At 45.9% G+C, this 12,647-nt stretch carries 9 protein-coding genes; all 9 read left to right on the forward strand.

Features of this window, described 5'->3' with window-relative positions:
* Position 1 precedes the first annotated feature (1 nt).
* The 9 genes from L9Q40_RS00780 (at position 2) to L9Q40_RS00820 (ending at position 12,609) form a co-directional block, all read left to right on the forward strand.
* Positions 2–2,995 carry a M6 family metalloprotease domain-containing protein gene (locus L9Q40_RS00780; protein WP_498791680.1) on the forward strand — a complete coding sequence of 998 codons (2,994 nt, stop codon included), beginning with the start codon at positions 2–4 and terminating at the stop codon, positions 2,993–2,995.
* A gap of 159 nt (positions 2,996–3,154) precedes the next feature.
* On the forward strand, positions 3,155–4,624 hold the full coding sequence (locus L9Q40_RS00785; protein WP_498791681.1) for a protein adenylyltransferase SelO: 1,470 nt from the start codon (positions 3,155–3,157) through the stop codon (positions 4,622–4,624).
* A gap of 140 nt (positions 4,625–4,764) precedes the next feature.
* A complete protein-coding gene (locus tag L9Q40_RS00790) occupies positions 4,765–5,490 on the forward strand; it encodes a response regulator (protein WP_020336132.1) in 726 nt (241 codons plus the stop codon).
* Entirely contained in the window at positions 5,480–6,922 is a 1,443-nt protein-coding gene (locus L9Q40_RS00795) for an ATP-binding protein (RefSeq protein WP_498791682.1), read from the forward strand. The genes L9Q40_RS00790 and L9Q40_RS00795 overlap by 11 nt, the downstream gene beginning before the upstream one ends.
* A 161-nt stretch (positions 6,923–7,083) precedes the next feature.
* Positions 7,084–8,331 carry an ABC transporter substrate-binding protein gene (locus tag L9Q40_RS00800; protein ID WP_498791683.1) on the forward strand — a complete coding sequence of 416 codons (1,248 nt, stop codon included), beginning with the start codon at positions 7,084–7,086 and terminating at the stop codon, positions 8,329–8,331.
* Between the two features lie 82 nt (positions 8,332–8,413).
* Positions 8,414–9,337: a carbohydrate ABC transporter permease gene (locus L9Q40_RS00805; RefSeq protein ID WP_014231209.1), complete on the forward strand. Its 924-nt coding sequence runs from the start codon at positions 8,414–8,416 to the stop codon at positions 9,335–9,337.
* Complete coding sequence (locus L9Q40_RS00810; RefSeq protein WP_498791684.1) at positions 9,334–10,191, forward strand: carbohydrate ABC transporter permease; 858 nt, start codon at positions 9,334–9,336, stop codon at positions 10,189–10,191. The genes L9Q40_RS00805 and L9Q40_RS00810 overlap by 4 nt, the downstream gene beginning before the upstream one ends.
* A gap of 5 nt (positions 10,192–10,196) precedes the next feature.
* Positions 10,197–11,312: an ABC transporter ATP-binding protein gene (locus L9Q40_RS00815; RefSeq protein ID WP_498791685.1), complete on the forward strand. Its 1,116-nt coding sequence runs from the start codon at positions 10,197–10,199 to the stop codon at positions 11,310–11,312.
* Positions 11,313–11,610: 298 nt separating this feature from the next.
* Positions 11,611–12,609 (forward strand): TRAP transporter substrate-binding protein, encoded by a 999-nt coding sequence (locus L9Q40_RS00820; RefSeq protein ID WP_498791686.1) that lies wholly within the window; start codon positions 11,611–11,613, stop codon positions 12,607–12,609.
* Positions 12,610–12,647: the final 38 nt, after the last annotated feature.

The following is a 12,647-nucleotide window of genomic DNA, read 5'->3' on the forward strand; positions in this document are numbered from 1 at the left end:
TTTGAAATTCAACCTAGTTGTGTTAACCGTGTTATCTGCTTTACTGGCAGGAAAGAGCATGGCAACCACACCACCGTCACCTATCTGGCATGAAATCAAGTTAACTGACGGAACGTCAAGCGAAGCGATTTTAAGAGGGACCGCAGATTTTCACTGGTTTGAAGATAAGCAAGGCAACGCACTTATACAGAGAGACGGAGAGTGGTTTTTTGCGCAAGTTTTGCGTGAATCAGACACCCTAGAATTAGTGTCTACAGGTATAAAGAAAACGCAAACTTCTGTAGCGCCCGAATCTTCCAAGTCTCGACCAGATTTATCTATCCAGCCCCACCTTTCCTCATTACGAACCATGGAGCCTATGGCGCGTAAGAACCTATTACGTGCAGCTTCAGATACAGATTTAGTCTATAGCGCCATGAGTAGCTCTGGAGTGACGCAGCAACCTCTCTTAGTTGTCCAGGTTTCGTTTACTAATCAGGTTATGAAGCATGATTTTGAGCAACGAGTCTTCGATCAAAACGGGCAAAGTGTCGTTGACTACTATGACAAGAACTCTTTGGGGAAATATAAGGTTATCCCAGCGATTGAAAGCTACGGTACGGTGAACGATGGTGTGATTGACGTGACTGTACCCCTTCGTCATCCTGATTGTCATGCCAGTACCAGCGATAGCCTTTGTACAGATAAAATGAACCTTGTGTTCGCAGAAGCGTATCGCAAGCTTGATCCATATATAGATGTGTCGAGTTACGATCGTGATCGGGATGGCACCGTGGATGCGACAGAGTTGTCGGTCATGTTTGTGTTTGCTGGTGGCGACCGTTCGACGGGAGTTCTAAACAAGCCGGCAATCTGGCCTCATAGGTACTTTCATAACGATGTTCAAATCGATGGCACGACTATTAAAGACTACTGCTTGTTTGCTGACTATCAGGTAACTCACCAATCTACCTTAGGAGTTATCGTTCATGAACTAGGGCACCTAATGCTCGGATTGCCTGATCTTTACGCTCGATACAGTAAGGCATCGATCGGTACTTGGGGCGTCATGGGTGCAGGCTCATGGGCGATGAAGCCCGGCGATTCTTATCCTGGTGAAACGCCAGTCAATATGACTGCATGGAGCAGGCATGCCGCTGGTTTTGTAGTACCGACGATTGCTCATCAAAGTAACATGCCTCACGGATTAACAGATGATGAAGTTAAGCTGGTCTACCTTGACCCATACCTCAAAGAATATGGTCCGCGAGTGTATTTAGAAAATCGAACTTTCAAAGATTATGACCAAGCTTTGGCTGCTGAAGGTGTACTTGCCATGTCTGTCAACATTCTCAATCAGTTCAATGGATTGGGAGATATGCAAGTTCAAGTGATGCAAGCGGATGGCAGAGGTGAATTGGAAAAGGGCGAACGAAGCGATCAGGGTGATTTATACCCTAATGGCGGCACCGAGATTTCTGATTTCTCTAACCCAGGGTTGAATGTCATCACAGGGTTCGACACTGATGTTTCGATTTCAGATATTTCTAGCAATGCAAATGGCGGTAGTTTTTTACTAACTAAACTGAATGACGCGAATAAATCGGCGTGGTTAAACACCTTCCATCAAGAATTCGTCTTCTCAAATGATGAAAATGTGCTGGCAGTGCTGCTTGATTTAAGTCGAGATACAGAGTTGGATGGATTACAGATCTATGCTGAGAAAAGTTCACCACAGCGCGATATGACCTTTCGCGTGTGGCGCTTCCCTAACGAGGGTAATAATGAATATAGCTTGGTATTGAATCAACAAAATGCGGAACTATTGCAACAAGGTAGTTTCAAGAAGTCATCTCGGATTCTATTTCCGCACGCGACACAGTTAAGTGCTGGTCAACATATTATTGTGGTTGAAATTGAAGGTGGTGAATTCGAAGAAAGCTTCAACTTTAGCCGCTTATTGGATATGGAGAAAGCAACTCAACCCAAGATGTGGGTTGGCAAGAGCAGTGAGCAGTATTCTGAAGGTTTGCTTGAGTCTAGCTTCTCAACGGTTCCGTTTGCTGCATTGCTGAACTACGAAAACGCCAAGATTGTTGAAGCACGGCCAGATAGTTACCAGACGGATAAGAACACAATACTGTCACTGAACTTGATGTCTAACGACGTCGTTGCTTCCGACTACCAGTTTGAGGTCGAGGTATTTCAACAGCCTGCCCACGGAACCATTACAGACAATCAGTACCAACCTGATCAAAACTTTGTCGGATTTGACAGCTTTCAATACCGCTTGGTGTCGGCAGATGGTTCACTCGCTTCCTCTACAGTCAATGTTTCGATTGAAGTAATAGGGTTCAATGCTGCCCCAAATGCGGTTATCGATGTCATTAGCACCGAGTTGAAAGCTGGGAACCGTGTATCGTTATCCGCCGCTAACAGCAGTGACCCCGATGGTGACACTTTGACTTATCAGTGGAAGCAGGTTGCTGGCGATACTCTATCTTTGAGTAATCCAAGTGATGTGACTGCCAGTTTCGAGATTCCTAAGGGAGCTAAAGCAGGGGACGTTTTCACACTCCAACTGACGGTGACCGATGTGAGTGCAGCTTTATCTATCGCTTTGGTCGAGCTTGAAGTTCAAAACAGCGCACCGATTGCCTCAGCTGATGCGGTGACGGTAGCGGTGAATGAACGCATTGTGATCGACGTACTGGCGAATGACACCGATATGAACGGCGACAGCCTTGTGGTTCAACGTGTGGATAACGTTTCAGGTATTGGTTCTGCGTATGTTGAAAATGGTAAGGTGACTTATCAGGCACCAGATAGCGCCGCTGCTACTGTCACGTTGGAGTACGTGATTTCTGATGGTACAGGCGCGACAGCAAAAGGTGCAATACGCGTTGAAGTTGTCGCAGCCAGTAGTAATAACGACAAGAGCTCAGGTGGCGGCGGAAGTGTCGCTTACTGGTCACTTATGTTACTTGCGCTGTTAGGGTGGAGACGTCGTCACTAATACCAATCTCGTTTTAGACGTAAGCCACTCACTTCGAGTGGCTTATTTGTTTTCGAGCGATAAAAGCCATAAATACCCATGTTTAATTCATGGCTGAATGGTGATTGGGATCGGACGTATACTGACTAGTAGTTAGTCTTTTTAGATAAGGAACCCAATATGTCCATTTGGCAAGGGGTCAATTTCACCCATCGTTACAGCCAACTGCCTTCGGCATTTTTCACTTTCATAGAGCCACAACCGTTGTTGAACACTCAATGGGTGGTTTGGAATGGTGATTTTGCCCAGCAGTTTGGTTTGCCCCCTGTAGCCGATGAAACGTTGCTTGAGGTGTTTTCTGGCCAAGCAAACTTTGATGAATTTCGTCCATTAGCGATGAAATATGCAGGGCATCAGTTCGGTACTTACAATCCGGATTTAGGCGATGGTCGAGGGTTGTTACTGGCTGAAATTCAGCGACAGGATGGTACGTGGTTTGATATCCACCTAAAAGGTGCAGGTCTTACTCCTTATTCGCGCATGGGTGATGGCAGAGCAGTACTGCGTTCGACAATTCGTGAGTATTTGTGCAGTGAAGCCATGCAAGGACTCGGGATACCGACTACCCGTGCGCTGGGTATGATGGTCAGCGATACGCCGGTTTACCGTGAAAAAACGGAAAACGGCGCGATGTTAATTCGTATGGCGGAAACTCATATTCGATTCGGTCACTTTGAGCACTTCTTTTACACCAATCAACTGGCAGAGCAGAAGCTGTTGGCGGATAAGGTCATAGAGTGGCACCTGCCTGAAAGCGCTCAAGCCGAAAAACCATACGCGGCGATGTTTGCCAATATTGTGGAGAAAACGGCGGACATGATTGCGAAATGGCAAGCTTTTGGCTTTGCTCACGGCGTTATGAACACCGACAACATGTCTATCCTTGGTCAAACTTTCGATTATGGACCATTTGGATTTTTGGATGACTACGATCCTGGCTATATCTGTAATCATTCCGACTATCAGGGGCGTTATGCGTTTGACCAGCAGCCGCGAGTCGCGCTTTGGAATCTCTCTGCTCTGGCACACGCGTTATCTCCGCTGGTGGAGCGTACAGATTTAGAAGCTGCACTTGGCCAGTTTGAGGTTCGTTTAAGCCAGCAATTTAGTCGCTTGATGCGCAGTAAGCTTGGTTTAAAAAACAGAATCGATGAAGATTCGCGCTTGTTTGAATCTATGTTTGAGTTACTCAATCAGAACAAAACAGACTATACGCGCTTTTTTAGAACGCTATCTAACTTAGACAAAAAGTCGCCTCAAGATGTGATTGATTTGTTTATTGATCGTGAAGCAGCCCAAGCGTGGTTAGATCTTTATCTGGCACGATGCGAGTTAGAAGTCGATGAGCTAGGCAGACCAGTCACCACAGAACAGCGTTGTGAACAAATGCGTCGTGCGAATCCGAAGTACATTCTTCGTAACTATTTGGCCCAACTAGCAATAGATAAAGCCGAAGAAGGCGATTTCAGTGAAGTCAATCGGTTGGCCGCACTACTGCGTCACCCTTACGATTCTCAGCCGGAGTTTGAAGAGTACGCGAAATTGCCACCAGAGTGGGGCAAAAAAATGGAAATAAGCTGCTCATCATAAGGGATTTATTTTGGTGGTTTGTTAATAAGATGTGACATTTATCCGCGACAGGTTCAAAGTATTTGTAAATTGTCGCTGAATATGAATTCTGGTACCGATTACACTTGCTCTGAACTATAAGTGATACATTGGATGGAAGAATGTCAGCTAGAATTCTGGTCGTAGATGATGATCAAGAAATTTGTGAATTGCTACAGGAGTATCTGACGAAACAAGGATATATCGTCAGTGCCGTGAATGATGGTGAGCAAATGCACCTTCACATTGAGCAACATGGGTACCCAGACCTTATTTTGCTCGATGTGATGTTACCCGGTGAAGATGGTTTTTCTTTATGTCAGGCGGTTCGTCGGCATTCGTCTACACCAATCATTATGTTGACCGCAGTTTCAGATGACACCGACCAGATCATCGGCTTAGAAATCGGCGCTGATGATTATCTCGCCAAGCCATTTAATCCGCGTCATCTTAATGCGCGCATTAAAGCCGTATTGCGCCGAGTTAAAGTGACCAAAGAAGAGCAAGTCAGCCCTTTAACAGCCAAGCCTATTCGTTTTGGTGATTGGCTGTTGGATACTTTGTCACACAGAATAACCCACCAAGAAACCCAACAATCGCACGATTTATCCGGCAGTGATTTTTCGCTGTTGATGCTTTTTCTAAAACGTCCGAATCAAATAATAGACCGAGATACGATCTCAGTAGAGACGCGAGGTCGAGAAGCGTTACCCTTTGAACGAGGCATCGATGTTCAGCTCAGCCGTTTGCGTCAACGTCTCGGTGAAAGCACCAAATATCCACATTACATAAAGACGATGCGAGGCAACGGTTACTTACTCGCTGTGCCAGTCAGTTATGAACAATAAATGGTGGCGTTTTCTCAGGCGATTTAAGCCAAACTCGTTAGTTAATCGTACATTAGGCTTAACGTTATTGGCGGTGATTTTGGCTCAAGGTGTGGCAACAACCATTTGGTATACCGAGTCAAAACAGAAAGAACTGGCGGGGATTCGCGATGCGTCTCAAAGCATGGCGAATATGTTCTCCTCAACGGTAACCTTCTTTCAGTCGTTGCCTGTCAGCTATCGTCATATTGTGCTCGACCAGATCCGTAATATGGGCGGGACGCGCTTTTTTGTGTCGTTTAATCGAGAGCAGCTCATTGTTGAACCAATTAAAGATACTCCGCTTAAGTTGGCTTCTCTCGAAGCGATAGAAGAGGTGCTGAAAAAGAAGCTCCCAAAAGTAGACACGATTTTGGTCGACTTCTCTTTGCCAGAAAACTTACGTTTGCTGAAAAACGATATCTATTTGAGCGATTTACCCAAGTCGTGGGCACATCACACCCTAACGTTGAGCCCAATCGATCCTCCTGTGTTGGTTGTGCAACTCGAACTAGCCAAAGATGAGTGGCTCTATATCGCCGCTTTGCTGCCAGCCCCTTACGTCAATCTAGACGATACCTTAATTGAGCGAGAGCAGATCCTGTTTCTGATTTTTTCTACCACGATTTTATTGGTTCTCACATATTTGCTGATGAAAAGGCAGGTGAAGCCGTTAAAGCGATTGGCAAAAGCCGCCAATGAAATGAGTATGAACGTAGAGCAGGCTCCGCTACAAGAAGAGGGCGCGAGTGAGCTTGTCACCGCCACACGAGCATTTAATCGGATGCAGCAGCGAATTCGTCATTATATTTCTGATCGGGAACAATTGTTTTCTTCAATCTCCCACGATTTAAAAACGCCCATTACCCGCCTAAGGCTGCGCGCTGAGCTGCTGGAAAGTGATATCAAACGTGAAAAATTTAACCGTGATCTTGATGATCTGGAAATGATGGTGAAAGGGGCACTTCAGACCGTAAGAGATACAGAGTTGCATGAAAATACGGTCAATGTTGACCTGAATGACGTCATTACTAGCGTGATTGAGCCTTATAATCAGCAACAAACACGGGTGACGTTTTCGCCTAGTCCTATTAAATCAATCGTTGCAAAGCCATTGGCGATAAAACGCGTTATCGGCAACTTGGTTGATAATGCGGTGAAATATGGGGAAAAAGCGGAAATAACCCTCACCAACTTTGATGGCCGGGTCAAAATCGAGATTTGTGATCAGGGGCCTGGCATTCCAGAAGATCAGCTCGACATGGTATTTGAGCCGTACTATCGGTTGGCTGATGATGATCAGGGCCACGGGTTAGGGCTTGGAATTTGCCGTTATATTCTCCACGGTCATGGCGGAGATCTCATAATTGACAACTTGCCTAGTCGCGGGTTACGTGTTCAAGTGTTTGTTTAATATCAACTAAAACCTTAATGTAACATGATTGTTACGTTAAGGTTACGCTTTGTTTCAATCAAAATTTTCTCGTTGGATAGACTGACTTTAGTTCAAGTATGAACGCTTGAGGTCATCGAGTCGTCGACCTGAATGTCTAATCCAATACACGGAAGATAATAATGAAACTAAATAAAACCCTACTAACTCTTTCTCTGCTCTCTGCGGCAAACATGGCTAACGCGGGTGAAGTCGAAGTGCTTCACTGGTGGACGGCTGGTGGTGAAGCAAAATCTGCGGCTGTTCTGAAACAAATGCTGGAAGAACAAAATCATACCTGGAAAGACTTTGCAGTCGCTGGCGGTGGTGGTGAGTCAGCGATGACCGTGCTTAAAACTCGCGCGGTATCTGGCAATCCTCCATCGGCGGCTCAAATCAAAGGACACGATATTCAGGAGTGGGGCAGCTTAGGTTTCCTTACTTCACTGGAAAGTACGGCGAAGCAGGAAAAGTGGGATGACCTACTACCGTCTGTTGTCACTAAAGTGATGAAGTACAAAGATGAGTATGTGGCTGTACCGGTTAACGTTCACCGTGTTAACTGGCTGTGGGCAAACCCGGAAGTGCTGAAAAAATCAGGTGTAGAACTTCCAACAACGCTGGACGAGTTTTTTGCTGCGGCAGACAAAATTAAAGCGGCCGGCTTTATCCCACTCGCTCATGGTGGACAGCCTTGGCAAGACGCGACCGTGTTCGAAGCCGTCGCACTGGACGTGCTGGGAAGTGAAGACTACAACAAAGCGTTTGTAGACCTAGATATGGACGTATTGTCTGGCGATAAAATGGTCGAAGTCTTCACCAAGTTTAAGAAGATCCACGACTACATTGACGCTAACTCACCAGGGCGTGACTGGAACGTTGCGACCTCGATGGTGATTAACGGTGAAGCGGCTATGCAGATCATGGGTGACTGGGCGAAAGGTGAATTTACTGCGGCGGGTAAAGTGCCGGGTAAAGACTACATTTGTGCGCCTGCGCCAGGCACTGACGGTCAATTTACGTTCAACATTGATAGCTTTGCTTTCTTTGAACTCAGCAACGAAGAGAACAAAAAGGCACAGCAAGACTTAGCTCGTACCATTCTGACCAAAGAGTTCCAGGAAGTCTTTAACCTGAACAAAGGCTCCATTCCAGTTCGTCTTGATATGGATATGGCGAAATTTGACCAATGTGCTCTGGACTCAATGGAAACCTTCAAAGCCAGTGCGCAGTCCGGTGATTTAGTGCCGAGCATGGCACACGGCCTGTCGACTACAAGCTATGCACAAGGTGCAATCTATGATGTTGTGACCAACTTCTTCAACGACGACAATGCGGATCCGAAACAAGCAGCAGAAAAGCTAGCGAAAGCAGTGAAAGCCGCTATCTAATCCATTGACAGATCACACCCTAAAGGGCGTACAGGCTTGTAGGGAGCCTATGCGCCCTTCCTTTAAGACGTAAGGATTCGTTATGGAGCATGTTGTGAATCGGTATCCAAAGAAGTCCCACGCGAAACTCAGTTTGGCGGACAGACTTCAGCACTGGTTACCGAAAATCGTCCTTGCCCCGACCGTTCTGGTAACTGTGGTATGCATCTATGGTTACATCTTCTGGACGGCGGCATTATCAATGACCAACTCCCGTTTTCTGCCAAGCTTTAACTTTGTTGGTTTTACTCAGTATGAAAAGCTGATGGATAACGATCGTTGGATCACGTCTATTAGCAACCTTGGTATTTTTGGGCTGCTATTTATGCTCATCGCTATTGTTCTTGGCGTGGGCTTAGCCATTTTGCTTGATCAAAATATTCGTCAGGAAGGTGCAATTCGGACCATTTATCTTTATCCGATGGCACTCTCCTTTATCGTGACGGGTACCGCCTGGAAATGGATTCTCAATCCTGGTTTAGGAATAGAGAAACTGATGCAGGACTGGGGTTTTACCAATTTCAAATTTGACTGGTTAGTAAATTCTGACCTATCTGTGTACACCTTGGTGATAGCCGCTGTTTGGCAGTCGTCTGGTTTTGTCATGGCGATGTTTCTGGCGGGTTTGCGCGGCATTGATTCATCCATTATCAAAGCGGCGCAAATCGACGGCGCAAGTCTGCCAACCATTTACTGGCGCATCATTATGCCTTGCTTAAGACCTGTCTTCTTTAGCTCAGTCATCATCACTTCACATATTGCGATTAAGAGCTTCGACTTGGTAACAGCGATGACGGCTGGTGGCCCGGGGTACTCTTCAGATTTGCCAGCGCTGTTTATGTACGCGCACTCATTTACTCGTGGTCAGATAGGTTTGGGGGCTGCAAGCGCGATGATGATGTTGGCAGGTATTCTCGCCATTTTAGTTCCTTATTTGTACTCAGAGCTTAGGGAGAAAAAGTCATGATGCGTAGTGTGAATTTCTCTCGGCTGTTTATCTACTTCGGGTTAGCGTTTTTTTGCTTATTTTATTTGATGCCGTTGTTCGTGATGGTGGTGACTTCATTCAAAACACTGCCAGATATTAAAGCGGGCAACTTGATGAGTCTGCCAACCGAATGGGTCTTCGATGCCTGGTATAAAGCGTGGGACAGCGCTTGTACGGGCGTGAAATGTGAAGGGGTAAAAGGGTATTTCTGGAACTCTTTCCAAATGGTGATTCCTGCAGTGGCGATCTCTACGCTGTTGGGCGCATTTAATGGTTACGTTGTGACCAAGTGGCAATTCCGGGGTTCAAACTTGTTCTTCAGCTTGCTGCTGTTTGGCTGCTTTATTCCGTTTCAGGTGATTTTGTTACCAATGGCGGCGGTGCTCGGTAAGTTAGGTTTGGCAAATACCACCACTGGCTTGGTTATCGTTCATGTGATTTATGGTATGGCGTTTACCACGTTGTTCTTTCGTAACTTCTACATCAGTATTCCGGATGAGCTTGTCAAAGCCGCGAAGTTGGATGGGGCAGGTTTCTTTACCATTTTCTTTAAAATTCTTCTGCCAATCTCGACGCCAATCATCATGGTGACGGTGATTTGGCAATTTACCGCTATTTGGAATGACTTCTTGTTTGGGGTTGTATATTCAGGTTCCGAAACACAGCCAATTACGGTTGCCCTGAACAACTTAGTGAACACCAATACAGGGGTGAAAGAGTACAACGTCGATATGGCGGCGGCGATCATTGCGGCGTTACCAACGCTACTCGTTTATGTATTAGCAGGAAAATACTTTGTTCGTGGCCTGACGGCTGGATCGGTAAAAGGATAATTATTATGGCAACACTCGAACTTAAACAAATCCGTAAAACCTATCCAAAAGCGGAGCAAGAGACGTTAAAAGGTATCGATATCAGTATCGATTCGGGAGAGTTTCTTATCTTGGTTGGCCCATCGGGTTGTGGTAAGTCGACACTGATGAACACCATTGCGGGTTTAGAGAACATCAGCTCCGGCGACATCGTGATTGATGGTAATAATGTGTCGAATGTGGAACCGAAAGATCGCGATATTGCGATGGTGTTCCAATCGTATGCGCTATATCCAAATATGACGGTAAGAGGCAACATCGAATTTGGTCTCAAGATTCGTAAAATGGCGAAAGAAGCGATTGATGCCGAAGTGGAGCGAGTGGCGGAAATGCTACAGATTGATCATCTGCTTGACCGTAAGCCTTCGCAATTATCAGGTGGTCAGCGCCAGCGAGTTGCGATGGGACGTGCGCTTGCTCGTCGCCCGAAGCTGTATCTGTTTGACGAGCCACTTTCGAACTTAGATGCGAAGCTGCGTGTTGAAATGCGCCACCAGATTAAGCGTCTTCACCAGCAACTGAATACGACGATTGTGTACGTAACGCATGACCAGATTGAAGCGATGACACTCGCGGACCGTATTGCGGTAATGAAAGACGGTGAGTTACAGCAACTCGGAACACCACAAGAAATCTACAACAAGCCTAATAATATGTTTGTCGCAGGTTTTATAGGCTCACCTTCGATGAACTTCATTAAAACCATGGTCGATTTGGATGCTCAGGATAACCCCGTAATAAAAGTGACAGGCAGTAACGCGCAGGAGCATCACATCAAGCTGCCAGCTTCGATGCGAAAACAAGATGGCAAAGAGATTGTGATTGGCTTGCGTCCGGAACATATTACGGACAGTGAGAACCAAGAGTCTGCCGCATCTACCAAGCTTGATTTACAGCTTGAAGTCCTTGAGCCAACGGGGCCAGATACCATCGCGATGATTAAGGTCAACGATCAAGAAGTCGCTTGTCGCTTGTCTCCGGAGTTTGATGTAAAGGTCGGTCAGGTCGCGCCGCTGCATTTTGATTTGTCCAAGGCGGTTTTCTTCGACGCTTCAACTGAGCAACGCATCGAGTTTCACTAACGCTGGAGTAAGGCAAATCAACAACTCGTAACTTTTGAATGGCAGCCAAGCGGCTGCCTTTTTTATTTGCTGATTTACGGATGTGTCTAAATCCACCCACTTAATCATTTGGCGTGGGTAGATTTCACCCATTTCAAAAATAATTTTGTGATCTAGGTAAATACACTGTGAATGGTATATTTTTAAGTGTTTGATTTATAAAAATAAAAACGTAGTTAAAGAAAGTGGTTCGGTCCTTGCTTTAGTAGATGCATCAACACCCAGTGATGGGGTTGTTCATTTATCAAGGAGAATAATAATGTTTAAGCCTGTTACCCTACTAACTGCCTCAATTCTTGCTGTTACCAGTTTTAACGCTGCCGCAAACTGTGACCCAGGTGAGCTGGTCATCAAATTCAGTCACGTAACCAACACCGATAAGCACCCGAAAGGGATCGCGGCGTCGCTGCTTGAAAAGCGTGTCAATGAAGAGATGAACGGTAAGGCGTGTATGCAAGTGTTCCCTAACTCGACGCTTTACGATGATGACAAAGTACTTGAGGCCATGTTGAATGGGGACGTACAACTTGCTGCACCTTCACTGTCTAAGTTTGAAAAGTTCACCAAAAAATTCCGTTTGTTCGACCTTCCTTTCCTTTTTGATGACGTAGACGCTGTTGACCGCTTCCAAAACTCTGAGGCGGGTGAAAAGCTTAAGAATGCGATGAACCGACGTGGTATCAGAGGACTAGAGTTCTGGCACAACGGTATGAAGCAAATCTCAGCCAACAAACCACTGGTTCACCCGGAAGATGCTAAGGGCCTTAAATTTCGCGTACAGGCTTCCGATGTATTGGTTGCACAGTTTGAGCAATTAGGTGCTAACCCACAAAAAATGTCATTTGCCGAAGTGTACGGTGGCTTACAAACTAAAGTTATCGATGGTCAGGAAAATACCTGGTCGAATATCTACGGTAAAAAGTTCTTCGAGGTTCAAGACGGTACGACTGAAACCAACCACGGAATTTTGGATTACCTAGTGGTTACTTCTACCAAGTGGTGGGATGGACTTCCAGAAGACGTACGTGACCAGCTTGCGACCATTCTTAAAGAGGTCACTCAGACCCGAAATGCGGAATCTAACCGCGTAGAACAACAAAACAAACAGTACGTTATCGAAGCTGGTGGTGTGGTTCGCGAGCTGACGCCAGAACAGCGTGAAGAATGGGTAGCAGCGCTTAAACCAGTTTGGAGCAAGTTTGAAAAAGACATTGGTTCAGAGTTAATTGAAGCGGCATTAGCGGCCAACCAAAAATAACTCAACATAATGATAATCGGCTCCCGTTCGTCGGGAGC

The organism is Allocatenococcus thiocycli (assembly GCF_921292965.1).
GTDB classification, from domain to species: domain Bacteria; phylum Pseudomonadota; class Gammaproteobacteria; order Enterobacterales; family Vibrionaceae; genus Vibrio; species Vibrio natriegens.

What these genes read in the sequence shown, in the direction of transcription:
- L9Q40_RS00785 (WP_498791681.1), top strand. Translation starts at nt 3,155, where the DNA reads ATGTCCATTTGGCAAGGGGTCAATTTCACCCATCGTTACAGCCAACTG.
- L9Q40_RS00790 (WP_020336132.1), top strand. Translation starts at nt 4,765, where the DNA reads ATGTCAGCTAGAATTCTGGTCGTAGATGATGATCAAGAAATTTGTGAA.
- L9Q40_RS00795 (WP_498791682.1), top strand. Translation starts at nt 5,480, where the DNA reads ATGAACAATAAATGGTGGCGTTTTCTCAGGCGATTTAAGCCAAACTCG.
- L9Q40_RS00800 (WP_498791683.1), top strand. Translation starts at nt 7,084, where the DNA reads ATGAAACTAAATAAAACCCTACTAACTCTTTCTCTGCTCTCTGCGGCA.
- L9Q40_RS00805 (WP_014231209.1), top strand. Translation starts at nt 8,414, where the DNA reads ATGGAGCATGTTGTGAATCGGTATCCAAAGAAGTCCCACGCGAAACTC.
- L9Q40_RS00810 (WP_498791684.1), top strand. Translation starts at nt 9,334, where the DNA reads ATGATGCGTAGTGTGAATTTCTCTCGGCTGTTTATCTACTTCGGGTTA.
- L9Q40_RS00815 (WP_498791685.1), top strand. Translation starts at nt 10,197, where the DNA reads ATGGCAACACTCGAACTTAAACAAATCCGTAAAACCTATCCAAAAGCG.
- L9Q40_RS00820 (WP_498791686.1), top strand. Translation starts at nt 11,611, where the DNA reads ATGTTTAAGCCTGTTACCCTACTAACTGCCTCAATTCTTGCTGTTACC.